This is a genomic window from Desulfurobacterium pacificum (assembly GCF_900182835.1).
Classification (GTDB): Bacteria; Aquificota; Aquificia; order Desulfurobacteriales; family Desulfurobacteriaceae; genus Desulfurobacterium_B; species Desulfurobacterium_B pacificum.
Genome location: NZ_FXUB01000001.1, coordinates 532,997 through 554,952, shown reverse-complemented (window position 1 = coordinate 554,952; position 21,956 = coordinate 532,997). Strand labels below are relative to the sequence as shown.

The window sequence follows — 21,956 nt, the reverse complement described above, 5'->3', positions numbered from 1 at the left end:
GTTATACAACTGCTGCTACGCACTCTTTTGGTTGAGCCAAATCGTCAAGCCAGCCTGCGTTTGGCGTTAGGATTCTCTTAAACAGCTTTCCTACTTTTTTGAAATCTTTTGCCTGATGGTATTTTAGGTAGATTTCATTTCCTATTATGCCTACGATTTCAATCTTTCCTGTTTTATGGGACATTATGTATTTAAAGCGCTTTGCGTGTCCGTCAAGTTTCTGTTTTGCTCTTTCAACTATTTCGTATCCTTTCTTTAAAGGCACCTGAAAGTGGGTTTTCACTCTTTTTACAGGTCTGCACTGGAAGACGTAGTAAGGTATTACGCCGGCTGACGTTATCTCTTTCATTAGGGTGGCTAAAACTTCTGGGTTATCGTTAACGCCTTTTAAGAGAACCGTCTGGTTACTTACGGGAACGCCAGACCTTATGAGAGCGTCAACAGCTTTTCTTGCTTCTTGGGTTACTTCTCTTGGGTGGTTGAAGTGGGTTACCAAATAAACTCTGCGTTCCGGCGTTGAGTATTTTGAGAAAACTTCTAAAAGCTTTGTGTCATCGTAAATTCGCATCGGATAGAAGACGGGAACTCTGCTGCCGAAACGGATGAATTTGAGGTGGGGGATTTTTGAAAGTTCTGAAAGGAAGTATTCAATCACTTCTGTAGGAAGAACTAACGGGTCGCCGCCGGAAATGAGAACGTTTGTGATTTCTGGATGTTCCTTTATGTATGAAACTGCAGCGTCAAAGAGTTTGACCGTTTCATCTGTTGGAATTCCAACCATTCTTTTGCGGAAGCAGTGCCTGCAGTAGCCGGCGCACCTGTTCGTTACAAGCAGTAGAGCGGTTTCTCTGTATTTGTGCTGGAGTCCGGTTAGGACGGTGTTTTCCTTTTCGCCGCTTGTGTCGTATGAACCGCTGACGTCTAACTCGTCAACGGAGGGGAACGCTATCTGTTTTATCGGGTCGTTTGGGTCTTCCCAGTTGATTAGAGAGGCGTAGTAGTCGGGAATGAACATGGGGTGTCGCTGAAGAACTTTTTTCAGTTTTTTCTTTTCCTGAGCAGGTATTTTAAAGCCGAAATTTTCTTCTATCTCTTCTAAGGTGGAAAAGCCGGGGATTTTCATGACATACCACTCCTTAATCGGTTTTTGCGAAATTTTAATAATTGAGTGCTTTGAATTAATTAACGAAATTTATATATCAAAATAGTCCTTGTGTCAGAATTCGTCAACCTTTCTAAAATATTCCTTTAAATTTCTTGACAGAATATTTTAGCTAACCTAAATTAATTTAGTAGAAACAGAAATATGGAGGTATAAAGAGAATGAACTTGATGGAGTTGAGGGAGATTCAGGCTTTAAACACGTTGGTTTTTGAAACTTTAGGTCAACCTGAAAAGGAGAGGGAATTTAAGTTCAAGACGCTTAAACGCTGGGGTCTTGACCTTATTTTAGGTAGGAAAGGTGGTGAGGAAACCTTTTTCGTTGCGGAGTATGGCAAGAGAAAAGCGGGAGACGTTTATGAAGAGGAGGGTATCAAGTATGAAGTAACAGAAATTCTTTCGGAGATGCCCAAGAATAAAAAGCTTTTTGCTCATATAGAGATGGAAGAGGGTAGAGCTTACCTTGTCGGTGAGCTGAGAGAAGGTGATAAGAACATAGAAATTCTTCGTCTTCCTGCAGCCTCTCTGCTTTTAGCTTACTTCAAAAAACATCGTTTGCACCATTTAATTGAGGCTTTAAGAAATGTTGGAACTGCTACAGAGCTTGTGAAACAGAGGGGTCAGGAAGGTAAGCCTTATCCGTTTGAGAAACTCCCGAACGTTGCGAGGAGATTTTTGAGAGAAGCCAAAAAGGTTGAGAAGGAAGCAGGTTTTGGAAGAGTAGCTCTTGCTTACTTTGGAGAGAATAAAGATGGGGATGCTCGTTTCAGAGTTTCCTGGCTTTTACCGACTATTGCGCTCTTTGAAATAGATATTGCAGAAAAAGCAGACAAAATCTTGGCTGCGTTTAAGTAAGGAGGAGGGATGATTGTTTACACCTGGACACCTTTGATTTTTGCCAGAAAAGGTTTTCCGAGAGATGAGCAGGGCGTTCCGTTCCTGCCTGGAAACGTATTAAAGGAAGGGATAGAGAGTGCTCTTGTTTATTACTACATAAAGAAAGATAAGGAGATTGAATCTAAGGTAAAGGCGTATTTGCTCAGGAAGCATCTCAATCCAGAAGCTGTAATAGGTGACGTTAAAAGGATAATCGCTGAGAAGTATTCCTTTGTTAAAGAGATAGTGATTCCGGAGCGTCTTTCGCTTGATGGTGAAATAAAAGAGGTGGAAGTAGAGGTTTTTGACTTGAAAAAATGGGAAGAGGTTGAGAGTTTCAGGACGGAAGTGTTTGTAGGGAGTGTTGGGGGGGATTTTTCCATACCTGAGAAAGTAAAACCTGCTGCGCATTCGTTTTGCGAGGCGCTCGCAAGGATGGAGATGTCTATGCTTAAAGACCATCCGCTTGTGGAAAAGTTCTATCAACCTTTGCTTAACGATATGAAGCGGTGGGAAATTCCTTTAAGGCTTGGTATGTGGACTGAAGTAAGGTATAGGGGATATCTACTTTTCTTCTGGAGAATTAAAGAAGTTAGAGAAAGATTGATGGAAACTCTGAAGATGGACATAAGACCTAAAAGAGTTCTTTTCTTTCCAAGAGAGAGGCAAACTGCTGGTTGGTGTGAAATAAAACCCTAATTATAGGAGGTGAGTCATGATTAAGAAGTTATTGAAAAAAGATGACAAGAAAATGGCTGAACTCAACAGGGAGTTAAGGAGCTACATCTCTCAAATTGAAGCTTTGAGAGTAGAAATTGCTCAGATTGATATTCTGGTATCTGAGTACAGAAACACTATAACTACCCTCAAAAACTTGAAAGACCTTGGAGCTGGTAAGGAAGTTCTTCTTCCTGTTGGAAGGATAGCTCAAGTAGGTGCAAAGTTGGAAGATGTTGATAAGGTAGTTATTGACATCGGTAGCGGTATTTCTGTTGAGCTTCCATTTGATGAGGCTGTTAAGCAAATTGAAAAGGAAATTACTGCGCTGCTTGCATTAAGAGAAGTGCTTGAGAAGGCGATGGTAGGTCTCTACGGAAAAGTTGAAGAAATTACTCAGAAAATCAGGGAGCATGGTCAGTCTGAAGCTACTGAAGAGGCAGAAAATGAAGAAGGAAAAGGTAAAGAGTAAGGAAGAGCTTATTTCCTTCATTAAGGAACTTCCGGAAGGGAGGAGGATTTTCTACCGATTTGGGAATCTTATGGTGGAAGTAACGAAAGAAGAAGCCTTGAAACTACTGGAAAAATTTAACTCTGAGGGAGCGGAAGAGTAGCCCGCTCCCCCTACTAAAAAAGTTTAAGGAGGAAAGTGATGAAAAGACCGTCACTTATAGTGTTTTTCGCAATAATCGTATCTTTACTTTTAGGCTGGACAATAGGGGAATTTTTCACTGGAAGAACTGTGGCAAAAGTGATAGCTTCTATTCCTGGTTCTCCTATCGTTGTTGATGCGAAGTACAATAAAGATAAGCATTCCATTACTTATTCTATTTTAAACCCAGGTGGTATGCCCTTGACTATAGTTGAAGAGTCTTTTGTTTTCACGCCAGGCAAAAATTCTAAAGAGAAAGCTTACGTAGTTTCCCACATTCCTGTTCACGTAACGTTGCCTCCCGGAGTTGTTACATCTGTTGAGTTAAAGCTCAAGCCTGGAACGGAGAAGTTAGAGCTTGGTGATGCTGTTTTAGCAACGTTTACCTATATGCAACCACTTTCCAGTGACCTTTATACTGTAGTTCATCCGTTTACTATGGGAGTTGCTTCTGCTAAAGCAAAAGGAGGTAAGAAGTGATGAATAAAGAGAGGTTGGTTTGGTGGCTGTTTTTTGCAGCTTTCGTTTTGTTTATTGTTTTGATGGTTACGGGGATTTTTGCGTTAACTCCGTTTATAGCAGCCAACCCTGAAGTTGGTGCCTTTTTGATAGGGTTCATTATCTTCTGGCTTTTTGCAAATAGATTAATTTTCGGTTATGGTGCTATAGCTGATGTGTCAAATGCCCTTTATAAAGAAGAAGAGGCAAAACTTGACAAAGAAGAAATTGCAAAAAAGACAGGAAAACCCATTGAAGAGCTTGAACATTTAAGTGAAGTTTCTATAATTATGTTGTGGAAAGGTTATTTAGAGCCTTTCAAATACGCTCTTTTTCTGGGGTTTGCTCTGGTATTTTCCTTTGCACTTCTGTTTGGGTTGAATATCGTTACGTCTCTCACGGTGGCACCTATAGCAGAAGGGTTTATGCTTGGGGCTGCAATTCCTGTGTTGATAGTGTGGATAATGGAATTGATAGCAGATTATTACGTTGCCGCATTAATAAAAAGAACAATGGCAACGTAGATCTCCCCCCGAGATGACCACCCCAACTTATCAAGGGGGAAGCGTATAGCTTCCCCCTCTTTTTCTTTTAGGCTAAGATTTAGTAAGGAGTAGCCTTTGGGCTTAAATTTTAGAACTGGAATAACTCTAATTGTTTGGGAGGCGATAATGGAGGATTTTGTTAACAGAAACTATAAATACGATTTTTCTATGTGCAGCCAACCTATTGAACTTGTGGCAGATGAGTACGATATGACTGAGTTTTTTGAAAGGTTAGTAGGTCTTGTAGAACCAGTTTCGGAAGAAGGGACTCCAGTGGAATGTCCCTATTGTGGTGTAGAACTTGCAGTAATATATCCGGACAGGCTGGAAGAGACGGGTCAGGAAATCTATTTTGGTGAGGAGGATGAACCGTTTGTTGATTTTATTGAGATGATAGAGGAGTTGGTAGAGGAAGGTAAGTTTAGGACAGCGGTGGAAGTTATGCAGAGAAGCGGAGAGTGTAAGAAGTGTGGTAATACTTATGCGGCATTGAAGTTTGTGATTCCGACGACAACTAATTTTGATACAGCTGAAGAGCTTAGGAAGTTCTATAGTGAAGCGCTTTCAAAGGGAGATAAGGAATACTATTATAGGGAACTTCCTGACGTGGCTTTTGTGGGAGTGAGAATTCTTTATAATGGGGAAGAGTTGTGGGAGATAGAAACGCTTCCTTTTGCTTACGATGAGAATATTGAGTTTACCTGCGTATTTAAAAAACTTTACGATATAGTAATGGCGGAGGAGGTATGAAAAGACTTCCAGTAGTGGCGATAGTGGGGAGACCGAACGTTGGAAAATCCTCCCTCTTCAACCGCCTCATCGGAAAGAAAGTAGCCATAATAGACGACACTCCCGGCGTTACAAGGGACAGAATCGTTCAGGAAGCTGACTTGGACGACCACAAAGTTATTTTAGTTGATACCGGCGGCGTTGACACTTCCGGAGAGGGTTTTGCGAAGGAGACGACCGAGCAGGCGAAAAGGGCTATGGAAGAGGCTGACATTATAGTGTTTGTCGTTGACGGTAAAGAGGGAATTACGCCTTTAGATGAGGAAGTGGGGAGGATTTTGAGAAAGTGGAAAAAGCCGGTAATCGTTGCAGTCAACAAGGTTGACGAGCCGTTCATGGAAGACATGGTTTACGACTTTTACCGCCTTGGTTTTGACGAAGTTATCCCCATTTCAACGATTCACAAAATAGGCATTCCTACCTTAACCGAAAAAATCCTCACCCACCTCCCCCCCGACCTCAAAGAAACCGCCAAAAAAGAGTTTGAAAAGGAAGAGAGGAGAAAAAAAGCAGAAAAGCTGATTACAGAAGAAGCCAGCGCCGAACTTGACCAGCTTGCAGACTCTTTAGAGGCAGGCGAGGAATACGAGATAGAAGAGGAAGAAAAAGAACCGATAAAAGTTGCAATAGTCGGTCGTCCCAACATGGGAAAATCCACCCTCCTCAACGCCCTCGTCGGAGAAGAGCGCGCCATAGTCAGCGACGTTCCCGGAACCACCCGCGACGCCATAGACAGCTACGTTAAAATCGGCGACGATGAATTCATCTTCATAGATACCGCAGGAATAAGGCGCAGAGGGAAAATCAAAGACATAGAATACTACTCCTACCTGCGCGCCCTTGACGCTATAGACAGAGCAGACGTTGTTGTCCTCCTCATTGACGCCGTTGAAGGTCCAACAGACAGAGACGCAAAAATAGCCGGCATAGCCCTTGAAAAGTTTAAGCCCGTCATTTTAGCCGTTAACAAAACAGACCTCCTCCAGTCAGAAAAAGACTGGGAGCGCCTCCACAGAGAGCTTGACCTGAACTTTGACTTCATTCCCTTTGCCCCGAGGGTGTTCATCTCTGCAAAAGAGAAAAAAGGCTTGAAAGAGCTGTTAAAACAGATAAAAGACGTTTACAGGCAGTACACCAAAAAGGTCAGAACCGGCGAGTTCAACAGAGCTTTGAGAGAACTTATGGAAATCCATCAGCCGCCGGTTTACAAAAACAAAATCGTAAAAATCTACTACGGAACGCAGGTTAAAACGAAACCGCCGACGTTCCTTCTCTTTTCCAACTATCCGGAAGGAATTCCGAAATCTTTCCGCCGCTTTTTAGAAAACCGCTTGAGAGAGAAGTTTGGCTTTAACAAAATTCCTATAAGAATTGTCTTTAAGAAACGTTAGTTATAATTCCCGTCAAATTTTTAACAGGAGAGAACCATGCCAAAGATAATCCTGGTAAGACACGGCAAAACCGTATGGAACGCTGAAGGCAGATATCAAGGAAAGATGGACATTCCTTTAAATGAAGAAGGAAAAGAGCAGGCAAGGAGAGTGGGAGAAGCTCTTAAGCAGTTTCCCATTAAAGCCGTTTACTCCAGCCCCCTCTCAAGGTGTAGAGACACCGCTTTGGAAATTGCAAAGCACCACAACCTTGATGTCATATTAAAAGACGGCTTTAAAGAGATAGACCACGGCGAGTGGGAAGGAATGCTTGCTTCAGAAGTAGAAGAAAAGTATCCTGAACTTTTAAAGCTCTGGAGAGAAAAACCTGCCGAAGTTAAGATGCCAGGTGAGGGCGGCGAAAGCCTGAAAGATGTTTACGATAGAGCCGTCAAGGCTTTTGAAGAAGTGGTAAAGGAGCACGACAACGACGACCTGATAGTTATCGTAGGACACGATGCAACGAACAAAGTGTTGATGTGCCACCTTTTAGAAACCGACCTTAACAAGTTCTGGGCTTTCAAGCAGGCTAACTGCGGCATTACCGTTTTGGAATATGACCCAGAAACCAAAAAAGTAGTTGTTCACGTTGCCAACGCTACCGGACATTTAGGCAAAGAGATAGACTTTGAAGTTCAAAAATCCCTTTAGTTGTGTTGATTTTGCGCAAACATTGTGTATATTCAGAGGTGTAAGCCTATTTTGGAGTGGAATGTGAACGAAGTTGTTAAGAAGGAAAGGAGTAACTTGTATTTGAATTCTGAAATTAAAGAAAAAGCGAAGAGAATTTTGTCCCACTATGGTTTAAGCCTGTCTGATGCCGTCAACATATTTCTGGCACAGGTCGTTTTAGAAAACGGAATTCCCTTTAAGGTGCGCATTCCCAACAAAGAAACACTTAAGGTTATGGAAGAAACAGTGAAAGGTAAAAATTTAGAGGAAGCTTCGCTGGAGGAATTGGTTTTAGAGGCTGAATCTCGTGTTAAAACTAAAAAGACATAAGCAGTTTAAGAAAGACCTGACCAGGGTTACCTTAACAGATAAGCAGTTTGAAAAGCTGGTCAGGTACCTTTCTCTTTTGATTGATGGAAAACCTCTTCCACCAGAAGCTAAAGACCATCCCCTAATTGGAGATTGGAAGGGCTTTAGAGAGTTCCATTTAGGTGGAGACCTTTTAGTGATTTACAGAAAAACGCTCCATGAAGTTATTCTCGTTCGTATAGGAAGTCATAACCAGCTCTTTGAATAAAATTTTTACATTTTTTTAACAATTCAGTAAAATTCCCCTATCACCTATTAAAACCAACCTTTGTGGGGGTAATATGTTCAAAATAGTGGAAAAGAGAGAACTTGCAGAAAACGTTGATGAGTTCGTTATTGAAGCGCCAGAAATTGCTGCAAAAGCTCAACCTGGGCAGTTCGTTATCGTAAGGGTTACGGCAAAAGGCGAAAGAATTCCTCTTACCATTGCCGAAAAGGACCCGGAAGCAGGAACAATAACGCTAATGGTTCAAAGGGTTGGAAAATCCACCTTCCACCTCTCCTGCTTTGAAGAGGGCAACTGTATAAAAGACGTTGTAGGACCTTTAGGGAAGCCAACCCACATAGAAAAGTGGGGACATGTCGTAGCAGTCGGCGGCGGACTTGGTCTTGCACCCATCCACCATATCTGTCAGGGCGTTAAAGAAGCAGGCAACCAGCTTACCGTTATTATGGGTTTCAGAAAGAAGGAGCTTATCTTCTGGGAAGACAAAATGAAGCTCTTGGCAGACAGGGTAATCGTCACGACTAACGACGGTTCCTACGGAATGAAGGGACTCGTTACCGATGCCCTTCAAAAGCTCATAGACGACGGCGAAAAGATAGACATGGTTATATGCGCAGGACCCGTTCCCATGATGAAGGCAGTTGCAGACCTTACTAAAAAATACGGCATTCCAACAGTTGCTTCCCTTAACCCCATAATGGTTGACGGAACGGGAATGTGCGGTGCGTGCAGAGTAACCGTCGGCGGCGAAACCAAGTTCGCCTGCGTTGATGGACCTGAGTTTGACGCTCATCAGGTTGACTTTGACGAGCTTATGAACAGGTTAAAGATGTTCAAAGACCTTGAAAAGGTTGCAATGGAGAGATTCCAGGAGAAACACTGCGGTTGTAAGAGGGGGCAATAATGGCTAAGAAAGAAATTATAAAGAAAAGAGTTCCGGTTCCTGAAAGAGACCCTCAGGAAAGGATAAAAGACTTTAAAGAAGTTAAGTTGGGTTACAGTCCTCAGCTTGCAATGGAAGAGGCAAAGCGCTGTATCCAGTGTGCACACATGCCTTGCGTTAAAGCCTGTCCCGTTAATGTGCCAATTCCCCAGTTTATAAAACTCATTGCAGAAGGTAAGTTTGTAGAAGCGGCAAGGAAGATTAAAGAGGAAAACATCATGCCTTCTGTCTGCGGAAGGGTTTGTCCGCAGGAAATTCAGTGTGAAGGCGCCTGCGTAATAGGTAAGGTAGGAGACCCAGTAGCAATCGGAGCGCTGGAAGCTTTTGCAGGTGACCACGAAGCGTCTGTTGGATACGAGAAATTTGAAATAAAGGAAAAGACAGGAAAGAAAATCGCAATCGTTGGTTCAGGTCCGGCAGGTATAGCCTGCGCGGCAGACCTTGTAAAGTGGGGGCATGACGTTACCATATTTGAAGCCCTCCACGAGCCTGGCGGCGTTTTAGTTTACGGTATTCCTGAATTCAGGCTTCCAAACGAAACCGTTAGGAGAGAGCTTGACTTCCTTTTGGATTTAGGAGTTAAGTTAAAGGTTAACTTTATCGTCGGTAAAACAAAAACCATTTACGAACTCCTTGAAGAGTTTGATGCTGTTTTCATCGGCTCCGGTGCAGGGCTTCCTTACATGTTGAACATTGAAGGCTTAAACCTTAATGGCGTTTACTCTGCGAACGAGTTCTTAACGAGAGTAATCTTTATGGGTGCAAACAAGTTCCCAGAATACGACACTCCAATCTTTACCGGCAAAAGAGTCGCTGTAATCGGCGGCGGTAACACTGCAATGGACGTTGCAAGAACTGCTAAAAGGCTTAAAGGCGTTGAAGAAGTTTACATAATTTACCGCCGTTCAGAAGCCGAAATGCCTGCAAGAGTTGAGGAAGTTGCACACGCTAAAGAGGAAGGCGTAATCTTTAAAACGCTTACAAACCCCGTTAGATTTGTCGGCGAGAACGGCTGGCTTAAAGCTGTTGAATGCGTGAAGATGGAGCTTTCCGAACCTGACGAGTCCGGAAGGAGAAGACCTGTTCCTATTCCCGGTTCAGAGTTCTTGATAGAGGTTGACACGGTAGTTATGGCTATCGGGCAGGGACCCAACCCTGTTGTAGTTGAAGGCGTTAAGGAAATTAAAAGAGGAAAGAAAGGCGAAGTTTTAGTTGACCCAGAAACGCTTATGACAGACCTTCCGGGCGTATTTGCCGGAGGAGACGTGATAAGGGGCGGTTCCACCGTTATCTTAGCGATGGGAGACGGTAGAAAGGCGGCAAAAGCCATTCACGAATACGTAATGAACAAATGATTGAGATACTTAACGTTGAGGAAGCCCTCGGCACTTTAACGCCGGGGGTTTTCCTTTTTAGAGAAAACAGATTTACCGCTTCAGTAGAGGTTGACGGAAAAGTCTTCAAAGCCCACGTTGCAGATACCGGCAGGCTTGAAGAACTATTGATAAAAGGTTCTCCTGTAACTTTAGCTTCAAATCCTAAAGGTAAACTCGACTTTAAGTTAGTAGGGATAAAAAGTAAAGATGAGTGGGTGCTGATAAATACTTCTCTTCACTCTGCTATCGCTGAAAAGCTGATAAACTTAGGCATTTTGGGATTTAAGCCTCAAAGGATTAAAAGAGAAGTGAAAATTGGCAGTAGCCGTTTTGACTTTTTGATTGACGATAGTGCCATCGTTGAAGTTAAAGGTTGTAACTTAGTAGTAAATGATACCTGCCTTTTTCCTGATGCTCCTACTGAAAGAGGAAAGCGCCACGTTGAAGAATTAATAAGACTTAAAAAAGAAGGTTTTAAACCTTACGTCCTCTTTCTTCTTTTGAGAAAGTGTTCGCGTTTTTCTCCTAACCGCAACACAGACCCAGAGTTTTCAAGAGTTCTTGAAGAGGCGGTTTCTGAAGGTTTAAAAGTTGTTACTGCATCCCTTTCTTTTGACGGACGGAGAGTTTTTTATTCACCTGATGATTTAATTAAACTTGTTTGAATTTACGAAAGATTGAGTTACAATTTTCCCCATGAAAAAGCTGTTGAATTCCTTGCTCTTGTTATGTATGTGCGTTTTTGTTTTGTTTTCGTGTGGTCAAACAGATGTTAACGTAATAACCAATGAAAAGTTTCTACTTTCTCCCATTAAAGCTGCTGAGTTTTTTTCTTTCTTTTCAAAAGAGAACCTGAACGTTTCTACGGACGTAGTAAGTTCTTCTCAGGAATTGATTAAGTTTTTGAACTTTTCAACCTATAACGTTGTTTTGACCGATAAGAAAACAGCAGACTTTATTACTTCCAAGCTTAGCGACTGGGTGAAGTTGTGTAAAATAGCGGAGTGGAGAGGGGATTTTTACTATCTCCTTGTTAAGAATTCTTTTCTAAAGGAACAAAAGAAAGTAATTGCTTTTTTAAAAGGTTGGGGGTCGGGAATAGACTATTTAAAAGACCCGGCAGTTAAGAAAGTTTTAGAAAGAGAAGAGAGGATTTATATCCCGAAAGGTATAAAGTTTTTCTCGTGTGAAGGTTGGTAATGAGATTAAAGGACAAGTACTGGCTTTTGACCTTGGTGATTCTAACAATTTCAATTCTCATGGGAATAGTAGGTTATTTCGTTACTTTTTACCTTGCGTCCGATAATTTAAAGAGACAAGCTATTTTGAACGTAGAAAAGTACCTTGAAGTTGTAGCTGTTTCAACAGGCAGTGTTTCAAAAAGAAAAGAACTTAAAGCTGTTTTGGAAAAATCCCCCCTCATCTCCCACGTAACCTTCTCCACCCCCCAAACTCCTTCTCCCTACCAGATAACTAAAAAACTCATTTTCCCGGATGGTTCTCTGAATGTAACTATAGAACTTGATAAAAGCAGGATAGAAAAATCTGCTTCTTCTTTAGCCCAAAAAGTTTCCCTTTCCATCCTTGCAGTCCTTCTCTTTCTCCAGCTCCTCATCGTAATCTTTTTGAAAAAACTCTACCTCAACCCTTTAAACAGAATCAGAAAAGACGTTGACCTGATTCAATCCGGTGAACTGAAAAAAATCCCTGAAAAGGGCGAAGATGAATTCGGCAGAATCAGAAAAAGCATCAACAAGATGATAGACAGTATAAAAGAAAGGGATGAAAGGGCTGAATTGATTTCAAACTTCATTCAGCTTTTAACTGTTGGCAAAGGTTTTAATGGAGAATTTATAGAGCTTATGAGGAAAGTTCTGAAGATTACAGGAACTGACGGCGTTATGATAGGTATTCTTTCTAACGACAACACCTTCAACATAAAAGTAATTACCCCTAAAACTCACTTTTCCCTTAAAAGAAACAAAGATGAGCTTAACGGTATTGAGCCTTACATTTTTGAACTAAACAGAGAGGTTGAGACGAGTAAAGAAAGTCTTTTCTCTGCAGAGGAAAAGAGATTAGGAATCAAATACATATTCGGTATGCCTTTAAATGTTCTCTCACAAACGTTAGGATACGTGATTTTCTTTAAGAGGAAAAAAGAAAAACTTCCAGAGGAAGTCAAGAATTTCATAAGAAATGTGGCTAAATCTATAGGAGTTTCAGTAAAAATTAAAAACCTCATATCGGAATTGGAAGAAAAGTTAGATAGAGAGGAAAAACTAACGCAAACGGTAATTAAAAGTTTCATACGGAGCATAGAAATTCGTGACTCTTACACTCGTGGTCATTCAGAAAGGGTGGCGTATTACTCAAAAAGGATTGCCAAAGAGTTAGGACTTCCTGATTCTGAAGTTTCTAAAATATACATGGCTGCACTTCTCCACGATATAGGAAAGATAGGAATTCCCGATAGCATTCTTTTAAAGCCGGCGAAACTTTCTGAAGAGGAATACGAGATAATTAAAATTCACCCTCTGTTAAGTTATGAAATATTGAAAAATATAGAGCCGCTCAAAGTTTCTCTTACGGGTATTAAGTATCACCACGAAAGGTGGAACGGTTCTGGATACCCCGAAGGTTTAAGGAGAGACGAAATACCGATAGATGCAAGGATAATCGCTGTAGCAGATACCTTTGATGCGATGACAAGCGATAGAATTTACAGAAAAGGTATGAGTAAAAAAGAAGCAGTAAAAGAGATAAAAGAACTTGCAGGAAAACTCTTTGACCCAGATGTTGTTGAAGTAGCTCTACCGATTCTGTTAAGGGAAAATCCTCCCGAAAGCAGAAAAGAGTTTTTAGACTACAGAATCCTTTCAGAAATAGAAAAACGCCGTCTTGACTATTTCCTCAGAGACCACCTTACAGGTGCTTACAACCGAAGTGCGCTGGAGTTTGCCCTTGCCCTTTCAAAAGAACGTTCTCCTTCACTCAAGGCGTTCTCTGTAGATGTAACGAAACTGAGAGATATTAACGTCAAAAAAGGTTGGCAGGAAGGTGATAGAATACTTAAAAGCTTGGTTCAACTTATAGAAAAGCATATAAAACCACTTTCTATCGTTAGATACTCCGGCGATAATTTTGTTTTCTTCGTTCCTTCTTCTGTTTCCAACGAAGAGATTTCTGAGAAAGTCAAGCTAATAGAGAAAGAACTCGGTGTAAGGTTAGAACTTAACGAACTTTACAACGTAGACAACGTTGAACTACTAAAGACTGAACTTACCGAACTTGAGTGGCAGCGTCCTCAATAATAGTTTTTAGAAGCGGATTGGTAGCTATCCACTCCGATACTGCTGCGTTTAAAACGTATAAAATCAGGTGATAGACAGAAATTTTTATAAAATTTTTCCTAAAAAGCCTGTAGATAACAAAGAAACTGACCAGCAAACCTAAATTACTCAAAACCCTTAGTTGTTGTTCTGCGTCAAAAACGTCAGAAAGCCAAACAGGAATGTAGATTAATGTTGCCTTTTCTACAGCTTCAGAATACTTCATACCTTGAGCTTTTATTACAAGTGCCAAGAGTAAAACGTTCAATAGGTCTGCTAAAAAAGTGACTACAGAGTAAGTTAACGCTCTTTCTTCACTGAAGCCCGCTTTTTGAAGGCTAAAGTAAGAAAGGAAGGGACCTATGGTCCCCAAAGTACTCCAGGCTAAAAGCAGGAATAAAAATCCCCTCACTCTCTCCAACTATACCCCTTGTTAAAAGCTTCAAGGTTAGCCTTTGCAAATTTAGGAACAACTTCTTCTATCGCCTTTTCAACTTCTTCTTTCGTAAACGGAAAATCCTCAAGATGCTTCATCGCAAATCCAAGTAAAAATACGTTGAGTGACTTAACGTTAAATTCCCCCTTTACTGCTAGTTCAGAAGCAGGAACTTTAAACGTTTTAAACGGAATTTCAGGAAAATCCTCCCCTCCATTTGTAACAACAATGCCGTCAGGCTTTAAGTAGTGCAGAAACCTTAAAGTTTCTGTTGGATACAAACCTAAAAGCAGGTCTGCCCTTCCCCTTCCTATCAGCGGTGCTTTAAAGTCTCCAATTTTCAAGTAGGAAATAACCGTTCCGCCCTTTTGCGCCATTCCGTGCGTTTCCGTTCCTATAAAGTCAATTCCTCTGTTTAAGGCGCACCTTGAAAGGAGCTTCACCAAGAATATCGTTCCCTGACCGCCAACTCCCGTTAAAACTATCTGATATCTCATCTTTTTACCTCCACAAACGCGTCAAACGGGCAAAGGTCTGAAAGACATACGCCACACCCAACGCAGAAGTAAGGGTTAACTTCCACCTTGCCGTCCTTCCACTCAAAAGCCGGGCATCCAAACTCGTTTATACACACCTTACAACCGGTGCACTTATCCGGGTCAACCTTTGCGAACTTACCGGGCAGTTTTACGTTTTCCTTATCAAATGTGCAGAACTCCTTAACTATTGCCACAACTGGAAGTTCAGAATTTTCGTAGGCTTCTTTAACCTTTTTAAAGAAGGAAACCGTCGTTCCTATTGTGCCGTCGTATTCCAAGACAAACGGCTTTACTCCGCACCCTTCAACGATTTTAGGAATGCTCACCTCACCAATTCTTTCCGGCGTCGGCTGAAGTCCCGTCATCGCGGTAGTGCTGTTGTCCATTATTACCAGAACAAACCTGTGTTTGTTGGCAACGGCGTCAACCAAAGGCGGAATTCCGGCGTGAAGGAACGTAGAATCTCCAATCGTTGCAACTATCGGTTTTTCTTTGTCAGATTTTGAAAATCCGCACGCAAGCCCAACAGAACCGCCCATGCATAAAACCGTGTCAACCGCTTTCTGATTTAAACCTAACGTGTAGCAGCCGATGTCAGACGGATATATCGCTTTATTCCCAAATACTCTCTTCATTGCAAAAAACACCGTTCTGTGAGGACATCCGGGACACAAAGCCGGAACTCTTTGAGGAACTTCTCCCTCAAACTCAATTCCCGTATAAACGCTTTTATCTAAAAATCCTAACTTTCTAAACGTTTCTTCAATCCTTTCGTGAGTAGCTTCATCTATCGCAAAAACGTCGCCCGTCAGCTTTCCTTTCACGTTTCCTACGTGTTTTATCTGCTCTTCAATCAGCGGATAGGTTTCTTCAAAAACCACTATCGTTTCGTAAAGCTTTCCTAACCTTTCAAAAGGTTCAGTCGGTAAAGGCGTCGGCATGTCAACTTTTATGATGTCTGCCTTCAATCCCGTATCTTTTAAAACTTCCAAAGCGTAAGCGTAATCCGTTCCAGAAGCTATTATTAAAAGCTTTCCGCCTTTTAGTTTTTCTATTTGCGGTTTTAAAAACTCTTCGTAGTTGTATTCCTTTATTCTTTCCAACTTTTCAAGTAGTTCGTATCCCTGCTTTAGTCTCGGATTTCTCGGAACGGCAGCCCACCTGTTTATATCCCTTTCAAACTTTCCTTCTCTGCCTTTAAACTCAAAATCCGGAATTTCCACGATTTGCCTTCCATGGCACACTCTTAAAACGGGTCTTAAAAGCACCGGTATCTCAAACTGTTCGGAAATTTCAATTCCTTTAACTGCAAGGTGAAAGGCGTCCTGCGGGCTAGAAGGGTCAAGAGCTGGAATTCTTGCAAACTTTGCAAAATATCTTGAATCCTGTTCCGTTTGAGAGCTGTAAAATCCCGGGTCGTCTGCCGAAATTATCAAAAATCCACTTTTATTTCCTATGTATGCACTGCTCATCAGCGGGTCTGACGCAACGTTCAATCCAACCATCTTCATTCCGCAGGCTGCTCTTTTGCCCGTTATAGCTGCGGCGTAAGCCGTTTCGTAGGCAACCTTTTCGTTTACAGCCCACTCACTCCAGGCAGGCAGGTTTTTCTCTTTTATTATTTTCTGGTAGGTTTCTAAAATTTCTGAACTCGGCGTTCCCGGATACGCAGACATCAAGTCAACGCCGGCGTAGAGCAGTCCCCACGCTATTGCTTCGTTTCCAAGAAGCGTTTTCTTCATACTTTGCTCCCATGAATGAATTTTAATTCATGAATTCTACCATCCTGAAAGTCAGAGATTTGGAAGGAAGAAATGGTATTCAGTTTAAAAGTTGATAAATCTTCCTTTTTCAAAAGAACTTTTTAACACTTGTTGTAGTGGAGTATTGGAGGAATGAAGTAGGAGTTATCTCAGAATCTTTGTGTTTTCTTTTATAAAAGCGTTTCCTACAAACAGAGCAACGGGCTTTCCGTCCTCTTTCCTTACTTCTACTTCATAAACGCCTGTTCTTCTTGTTCTATTCTTTTCTACAGCTTCTGCAATTAACTTTTCTCCTTCAAAAGCTGGATTTAGAAAGCTTATTGATGCCGAAGTGGCAAGCGCTACATTGCCATAGCTATTTGAAGCTAAAGCAAACGCAAAGTCTGCAAAGGAGAATATAGCTCCTCCCTGACATACACCGGCAGCATTGAGCATTTTATCTTTTACGGTCATTTCTATTCTTGCGTAACCTTCTTTTACTTCTAAAACCTTTACTTCAAGCCATATAGCTACTTTGTCGTTTTCCACCATAAATTGAGCTATTTTTTCAGCCTGCAAGTTTTCCTCCAATAAAAAAAATCCCCCACATCGGGGGACCAGCTACTAAATTTTAGCAATTGCTTCCTTACCTATTTTAACGCCTTCCTTAAATGCGTTTTTGTTAAGGTCAATAAACCTTGCCGGAACGCTTTTTTCTATTGCTTTAATAAAGGATTCTTCAGAAATTAAAGGTTTACCGTCAAACTGTAAGCTCGTAGCTACCTGGAAAACGCCGAGAGCCACTATATTCATAACCTGTCTTCTTCCTAAAACTTCTGCAGCCGTTCTTGCAATAGGCGCTGAAACGATTCTGTACATATTTGCATCAAGGTCGCACTGAACTAAGTCTGCATCAACAATTACCAGTGCACCAGGTTTAACGTTAACTAAAACGTCAGCATCGTTTTCACTACATTCAGGGTCAAGCCTCACAGGCTTCCCTTTAATCATATCGTCGTAAGCTTCTTGAGACTGAATTATTACAGCATCTAAATTGGTAGTTTTGGGAAAGTCTATGAGGTTATCAGAAATGACTACGTCTCCTAAAGAAACACCACTTCTCATGGCAGCGCCGTAGGTAGCCGTTTGAGTAGCCCACAAACCTTCTTCAGCGGCTGCCGTAGCTAAAACCACCGCTGCCAGGATAGAACCCTGTCCTGCTGAACCTATAACTCTAACTTCATATCTCATTTTTCACCTCCAGAAAGCTCCTTCACCTTGCTCCAGTAAACTTCTGTATACTCCGGACGGGAGTCGTCATGGTAAAGAACGCCGCGAGGTATCTTGCCTGCTCTTTTCTCTTCAGGAAGCTTTTCCCACGCCTTAATCGGCAGAGTATTTTCTTTAAACCAGAAGTACATATCCTCTATACCCATTCTGTTCTTCCTACCGTAAATGATTGTACACGGAGAAAGAACTTCTATGAGAGAAAATCCTTTATGTTTAATTCCGTCCATTATTAATTTCTTTAATTCCATAGCGTGATAAGCAGTTCCTCTTGCAACGTAGGTAGCTCCAGCAGCAATTGCTACTTTAGCTATGTCAAATTGAGGTTCGTAGTTTCCGTAAGGGGTTGTCGTGGCGTATGCACCTTTTGGAGTTGTAGGGGAAACCTGACCCCCTGTCATACCGTAAATCCAGTTGTTAATAAGAACAACTGTTACGTCTATGTTTCTACGGGCAGCGTGGATAAAGTGGTTTCCACCGATAGCTAAAGCGTCACCGTCACCAGAGAAAACTATCGTTGTTAATTCTGGCTTGTAGAGTTTAAGTCCCGTGGCAAAAGCGAGCGCTCTACCGTGGGTAGTGTGAAGGGTAAAACCGTCAAAGTAACCGGGAGTTCTTGAGGAACAACCGATACCGGAAACCATTGCAACTTCATCGTTGGGAATACCAAGCTCATCTAAAGCCATACAGGTTGCCCTGAAAGCCTGTCCGATGCCACAGCCGGGGCACCAGATTGTAGGCATTTTATCAAGGCGCAAATATTTAAAGTAAGGTTTTTTCTCTATTATTTTTTCCATAGGTATGTTAGGAGCACTCATTATTTACCTCCCTTTGCAATTTCCTCTAACTTTGCAAGGATTTCGTTAGGATAGATTACGTGACCGTTAGCTCTGTTAAGTCTGTAAACTGGACAGGCGCCTTGAGCACATCTTTCAACTTCTAACACGTATTGACCCATGTTAAGTTCAGGAACGAGAATAGCTTTTACAGACTTTGCAAGTTCGTTTAGAGTTTTTTCCGGTGATGGCCAGATTGTGATTACTTTCAGCAATCCTGCTTTAATTCCTTTTTCTCTTGCAAGGTCAACTGCTGCTTTTGCTGCTCTTGCAGTAGTTCCGAAAGAAACAATTGCAAATTCTGCGTCATCAAGTTTGTAAGCTTCGTTTTTCTCCATTTCTGGTTGAGCTCTTTTAACCTTTCTTATAAGCCTTTCTATAAGCTCCTGACACATTTCAGGATTTGTAGTGGGGAAGCCGGTGTAGTCGTGGTGAAGACCTGTTGCGTGACCTCTGTATCCTGGTGTTCCGTAGTCTGCTATTGCAGGAACGTCATCTTCGCCAGCTTTATAGGGCAGATATTCTTCAGGTGGAACGTCAGGCTGTTTTCTGTTCCAAACCTCAAACTTTCCTTCTTCAAACAGTTCCATATCAACAGTTTCTCTCATGTGTCCTAAAACTTCGTCTAAAAGAAGAACAACAGGAGTTCTTAACCTTTCTGCCCAGTTGAACGCTCTTATCGTTTCTTCCATGATTTCCTGAACGTTTCCAGGATAGAAAACGGGAATTAGCTTGTCGCCGTGAGTTCCCCACAATGACTGCATGATTTCCTGCTGACCGATTTGCGTAGGAAGACCAGTGGAAGGACCTCCCCTTTGAACGTTTACTATCACGCATGGAGCTTCTACCATAAATGCGTAACCTAAGTTTTCCTGCTTTAGAGAGAATCCAGGACCAGAAGTTGCAGTCATTGCTTTTGCACCGCCCATAGAAGCGCCGACTATTGCTGCCATAGAAGCAATTTCATCTTCCATCTGTATAAAAGCACCACCTAACTTTGGTAGTAGTTCTGCCATTTTTTCTGCTATTTCAGAAGAAGGCGTAATAGGATATCCAGCGTAAAATCTACATCCTGCTAAAACAGCAGCTTCAGCGCAGGCGTGGTTTCCGTACTTTAACTCTAACTTTGCCATACTTTCCTCCCTTTAAGCGCTTACAAGTTCTTCGTATTCTTCTGGAGTAAATACGTAGATGCAGAAGTCCGGGCATATCATTTCACACTGCTTGCAGCCGATACATTTTTCCGGATGAGCTACTTTCATTACGGCTTTGACTTTATCAAGCTCAAGAACCTTTGTCGGACAAACGGCTGCGCAGATGTTGCATCCCTTGCACCATTCCTCTTTAACTACAACTATACCTTTTGCTGCCATAGTATCCTCCACTATTGATTTAAATGAGACCTCTTTCCCTTAAAGCTTTTTCCACCATTTCACCGATTTCGGCAGGAGTATTGCAAACGTAAGCACCGGCTTCTCTTAAAGCGTCCATTTTGCTCTTTGCATCTCCTTTACCGCCAGAAATGATTGCACCTGCGTGTCCCATTCTTCTTCCCGGTGGTGCGGTAACGCCGGCTATGTAGGCGATAACAGGTTTTTTAACGTTTTCTTTTATGTACTCGGCAGCTTCTTCTTCCATCGTTCCACCGATTTCACCTATCAAAACGATTGCATCGGTTTCCGGGTCGTTGTTAAACATTTCAACTGCTTCCTTGTGGGTTGTTCCTGGAACAGGGTCGCCGCCAATACCTATAACTGTTGATTGCCCAATTCCTCTTGTGGTTAGCTGGTATGCTGCCTCGTATGTGAGAGTTCCAGACCTTGAAACTATCCCCACTCTTCCTTTTTTGAAGATGTGTCCCGGCATAATTCCCATTTTACACTCTTCAGGAGTTATCACGCCCGGACAGTTAGGACCTACGTATCTTACACCCGTTCCTTCAAGTGCGCGCTTTACTTTAACCATGTCGTTTACGGGAATACCTTCAGTAATACAAACAATTAATTTTATCCCGGCGTCTGCTGCTTCCATTATGGCGTCTGCCGCAAAAGCAGGTGGAACAAAGATAAGTGAAGCGTTTGCTCCGGTTTCTTTTACTGCTTCTTCTACGGTATTAAAGACAGGAACGCTGTATTTTCCTTCATCGTCCTGCCACGTCATTCCGCCTTTACCTGGCGTTACCCCTGCTACTATTTGAGTCCCGTAATCAAGGCACTGCTTTGCGTGAAAAGAACCTTCTTTTCCGGTTAATCCTTGAACTACGACTTTTGTGTTTTTATCTATTAAAACGCTCATTGTTTACCTCCCCTTATAGTTCTCCTTTTGCTGCCTTAACAGCTTTTTGCGCTCCGTCTGCCATGTCTTTTGCTGGGATAATGTTTAATCCACTTTCTTCCAGCATTTTCCTTCCAAGCTCAACGTTCGTTCCTTCAAGCCTTACGATTAGTGGTCTGTCCAGCTCAACCTGCTTGGCTGCTTCTATGATACCGCCGGCGATTCTGTCACACCTAACGATACCGCCAAAAATGTTGACGAAAATTGCTTTTACTTTTGGGTCTGACAGCAGTAGTTTGAACGCAGCAGCAACCCTTTCTACTGTTGCAGTTCCGCCAACGTCAAGGAAGTTTGCGGGCTCGCCGCCGTAGAACTTAATCGTATCCATGGTAGCCATTGCAAGTCCTGCACCGTTAACCATGCAACCTATATTGCCGTCAAGCTTTACGTAGTTTAAGTCCCACTTTTTCGCTTCAAGTTCAAGTGGGTCTATCTGAGTTGTATCTTCAAGTTCTTGAATGTCAGGGTGGCGATATAGAGCGTTGTCATCAAAGTCAATCTTTGCGTCAAGACATATGAAGTTTCCTTCTTTTGTTTCAACTAACGGGTTAATTTCTATCAGCGAAGCGTCAAGGTCAAAATACATTTTTGATAGAGTCATTGCTATTTTTACGAACTGATTGATAAGATTTCTGTCTTTAAGTCCTATTTTGAACGCTATTTTTCTTGCCTGATACGGTAGCAGTCCTATTGCGGGGTCAACGTGTTCTTTAATAATTAGTTCCGGGTTTGTTTTTGCTATTTCTTCAATTTCCATTCCGCCGGCGGCAGAAACCATAAGAACCGGTCTTGAAACTTCTCTGTCAAGAGTTAAGCCTACATAGAATTCTCTACCGATGTTTACGCCAGCTTCTACTAAAACACAGTTTATCGGAAGTCCTTCAGGGTTCTGGTAGGTTTTAAGCCTGCTGCCTATCATTTCAGCAGCAATTTTTCCGGCTTCTTCAGGAGACTTAGCAAGCTTTACGCCTCCTGCTTTTCCCCTTCCTCCGGCGTGAACCTGAGCCTTTACAACGACAACCGGCGTGCCTAACTTTCTGGCAGCTTCTTCAGCTTCACGTGCGTTGTGGGCTACTATACCTTCTGGAACGGGAAGTCCGTATTTTTTGAATATTTCTTTTGCTTGATACTCGTGGATTTTCATCTTTTCCTCCCGCCTTTGAATTGCCAATGATTTTAACAAAATTTTTACAAAA

At 42.0% G+C, this 21,956-nt stretch carries 27 protein-coding genes; 16 read left to right on the top strand and 11 right to left on the bottom strand.

Annotation, left to right across the window (positions count from 1 at the left end; all coding sequences use genetic code 11):
• Position 1: 1 nt before the first annotated feature.
• On the bottom strand, positions 2-1,123 hold the full coding sequence (locus QOL23_RS02765; RefSeq protein WP_283400060.1) for a KamA family radical SAM protein: 1,122 nt from the start codon (positions 1,121-1,123) through the stop codon (positions 2-4).
• 200 nt (positions 1,124-1,323) lie between these two features.
• Here QOL23_RS02765 and QOL23_RS02760 point away from each other — a divergent pair, with 200 nt between their 5' ends.
• From QOL23_RS02760 to QOL23_RS02685, 16 genes are all read left to right on the top strand, one after another.
• Positions 1,324-2,016, top strand: a complete 693-nt coding sequence (locus QOL23_RS02760; RefSeq protein ID WP_283400059.1) for a TIGR00703 family protein — start codon at positions 1,324-1,326, stop codon at positions 2,014-2,016.
• A gap of 9 nt (positions 2,017-2,025) precedes the next feature.
• Positions 2,026-2,736, top strand: coding sequence for a hypothetical protein (locus QOL23_RS02755; RefSeq protein ID WP_283400058.1), 711 nt, complete (start codon positions 2,026-2,028; stop codon positions 2,734-2,736).
• 16 nt (positions 2,737-2,752) lie between these two features.
• Complete coding sequence (pfdA, locus tag QOL23_RS02750) at positions 2,753-3,226, top strand: prefoldin subunit alpha (RefSeq protein ID WP_283400057.1); 474 nt, start codon at positions 2,753-2,755, stop codon at positions 3,224-3,226.
• The gene (locus QOL23_RS02745) at positions 3,201-3,368 is read left to right on the top strand and encodes a hypothetical protein (protein ID WP_283400056.1); all 168 of its coding nucleotides are present in this window, start codon (positions 3,201-3,203) and stop codon (positions 3,366-3,368) included. The genes pfdA and QOL23_RS02745 overlap by 26 nt, the downstream gene beginning before the upstream one ends.
• 38 nt (positions 3,369-3,406) lie before the next feature.
• Positions 3,407-3,886, top strand: a complete 480-nt coding sequence (locus QOL23_RS02740; protein WP_283400055.1) for a hypothetical protein — start codon at positions 3,407-3,409, stop codon at positions 3,884-3,886.
• Positions 3,883-4,428 carry a hypothetical protein gene (locus QOL23_RS02735; RefSeq protein WP_283400054.1) on the top strand — a complete coding sequence of 182 codons (546 nt, stop codon included), beginning with the start codon at positions 3,883-3,885 and terminating at the stop codon, positions 4,426-4,428. The genes QOL23_RS02740 and QOL23_RS02735 overlap by 4 nt, the downstream gene beginning before the upstream one ends.
• Before the next feature lie 147 nt (positions 4,429-4,575).
• Entirely contained in the window at positions 4,576-5,199 is a 624-nt protein-coding gene (locus tag QOL23_RS02730) for a hypothetical protein (RefSeq protein WP_283400053.1), read from the top strand.
• Positions 5,196-6,629, top strand: a complete 1,434-nt coding sequence (der, locus tag QOL23_RS02725) for a ribosome biogenesis GTPase Der (RefSeq protein ID WP_283400052.1) — start codon at positions 5,196-5,198, stop codon at positions 6,627-6,629. Before QOL23_RS02730 ends, der begins: the two co-directional genes overlap by 4 nt.
• A 36-nt stretch (positions 6,630-6,665) precedes the next feature.
• Complete coding sequence (locus tag QOL23_RS02720) at positions 6,666-7,319, top strand: histidine phosphatase family protein (RefSeq protein WP_283400051.1); 654 nt, start codon at positions 6,666-6,668, stop codon at positions 7,317-7,319.
• Between the two features lie 63 nt (positions 7,320-7,382).
• Positions 7,383-7,670: a type II toxin-antitoxin system RelB/DinJ family antitoxin gene (locus QOL23_RS02715; protein WP_283400050.1), complete on the top strand. Its 288-nt coding sequence runs from the start codon at positions 7,383-7,385 to the stop codon at positions 7,668-7,670.
• Positions 7,648-7,917, top strand: a complete 270-nt coding sequence (locus tag QOL23_RS02710; RefSeq protein WP_283400049.1) for a type II toxin-antitoxin system RelE/ParE family toxin — start codon at positions 7,648-7,650, stop codon at positions 7,915-7,917. The genes QOL23_RS02715 and QOL23_RS02710 overlap by 23 nt, the downstream gene beginning before the upstream one ends.
• A 73-nt stretch (positions 7,918-7,990) precedes the next feature.
• Positions 7,991-8,839, top strand: coding sequence for a sulfide/dihydroorotate dehydrogenase-like FAD/NAD-binding protein (locus tag QOL23_RS02705; RefSeq protein WP_283400048.1), 849 nt, complete (start codon positions 7,991-7,993; stop codon positions 8,837-8,839).
• Positions 8,839-10,233 (top strand): NADPH-dependent glutamate synthase, encoded by a 1,395-nt coding sequence (gltA, locus tag QOL23_RS02700; RefSeq protein WP_283400047.1) that lies wholly within the window; start codon positions 8,839-8,841, stop codon positions 10,231-10,233. Before QOL23_RS02705 ends, gltA begins: the two co-directional genes overlap by 1 nt.
• Entirely contained in the window at positions 10,230-10,919 is a 690-nt protein-coding gene (sfsA, locus tag QOL23_RS02695; RefSeq protein WP_283400046.1) for a DNA/RNA nuclease SfsA, read from the top strand. The genes gltA and sfsA overlap by 4 nt, the downstream gene beginning before the upstream one ends.
• Positions 10,920-10,950: 31 nt before the next feature.
• Positions 10,951-11,454 carry a hypothetical protein gene (locus QOL23_RS02690; RefSeq protein ID WP_283400045.1) on the top strand — a complete coding sequence of 168 codons (504 nt, stop codon included), beginning with the start codon at positions 10,951-10,953 and terminating at the stop codon, positions 11,452-11,454.
• A complete protein-coding gene (locus QOL23_RS02685) occupies positions 11,454-13,568 on the top strand; it encodes an HD domain-containing phosphohydrolase (protein WP_283400044.1) in 2,115 nt (704 codons plus the stop codon). Before QOL23_RS02690 ends, QOL23_RS02685 begins: the two co-directional genes overlap by 1 nt.
• On the opposite strand, the gene QOL23_RS02680 is transcribed toward QOL23_RS02685, so the two are convergent.
• The 10 genes from QOL23_RS02680 to sucC form a co-directional block, all read right to left on the bottom strand.
• Positions 13,537-14,007 carry a hypothetical protein gene (locus tag QOL23_RS02680; RefSeq protein WP_283400043.1) on the bottom strand — a complete coding sequence of 157 codons (471 nt, stop codon included), beginning with the start codon at positions 14,005-14,007 and terminating at the stop codon, positions 13,537-13,539. The genes QOL23_RS02685 and QOL23_RS02680 overlap by 32 nt on opposite strands.
• Positions 13,995-14,519: an indolepyruvate oxidoreductase subunit beta gene (locus QOL23_RS02675; RefSeq protein ID WP_283400042.1), complete on the bottom strand. Its 525-nt coding sequence runs from the start codon at positions 14,517-14,519 to the stop codon at positions 13,995-13,997. Before QOL23_RS02675 ends, QOL23_RS02680 begins: the two co-directional genes overlap by 13 nt.
• Complete coding sequence (locus QOL23_RS02670) at positions 14,516-16,303, bottom strand: thiamine pyrophosphate-dependent enzyme (RefSeq protein WP_283400041.1); 1,788 nt, start codon at positions 16,301-16,303, stop codon at positions 14,516-14,518. The genes QOL23_RS02675 and QOL23_RS02670 overlap by 4 nt, the downstream gene beginning before the upstream one ends.
• 165 nt (positions 16,304-16,468) lie before the next feature.
• Positions 16,469-16,882, bottom strand: a complete 414-nt coding sequence (gene paaI, locus QOL23_RS02665) for a hydroxyphenylacetyl-CoA thioesterase PaaI (protein WP_283400040.1) — start codon at positions 16,880-16,882, stop codon at positions 16,469-16,471.
• A 45-nt stretch (positions 16,883-16,927) separates the two neighbouring features.
• Positions 16,928-17,554: a 2-oxoacid:acceptor oxidoreductase family protein gene (locus QOL23_RS02660; RefSeq protein ID WP_283400039.1), complete on the bottom strand. Its 627-nt coding sequence runs from the start codon at positions 17,552-17,554 to the stop codon at positions 16,928-16,930.
• Positions 17,551-18,408 (bottom strand): 2-oxoacid:ferredoxin oxidoreductase subunit beta, encoded by an 858-nt coding sequence (locus tag QOL23_RS02655; RefSeq protein ID WP_283400038.1) that lies wholly within the window; start codon positions 18,406-18,408, stop codon positions 17,551-17,553. Before QOL23_RS02655 ends, QOL23_RS02660 begins: the two co-directional genes overlap by 4 nt.
• Positions 18,408-19,559, bottom strand: coding sequence for a 2-oxoacid:acceptor oxidoreductase subunit alpha (locus QOL23_RS02650; protein ID WP_283400037.1), 1,152 nt, complete (start codon positions 19,557-19,559; stop codon positions 18,408-18,410). The genes QOL23_RS02655 and QOL23_RS02650 overlap by 1 nt, the downstream gene beginning before the upstream one ends.
• Positions 19,560-19,571: 12 nt before the next feature.
• A complete protein-coding gene (locus QOL23_RS02645) occupies positions 19,572-19,799 on the bottom strand; it encodes a 4Fe-4S binding protein (protein ID WP_283400036.1) in 228 nt (75 codons plus the stop codon).
• Between the two features lie 19 nt (positions 19,800-19,818).
• Positions 19,819-20,721, bottom strand: a complete 903-nt coding sequence (gene sucD / locus QOL23_RS02640) for a succinate--CoA ligase subunit alpha (RefSeq protein ID WP_283400035.1) — start codon at positions 20,719-20,721, stop codon at positions 19,819-19,821.
• Positions 20,722-20,734: 13 nt separating this feature from the next.
• Positions 20,735-21,904 (bottom strand): ADP-forming succinate--CoA ligase subunit beta, encoded by a 1,170-nt coding sequence (gene sucC, locus QOL23_RS02635; RefSeq protein WP_283400034.1) that lies wholly within the window; start codon positions 21,902-21,904, stop codon positions 20,735-20,737.
• Positions 21,905-21,956: the final 52 nt, after the last annotated feature.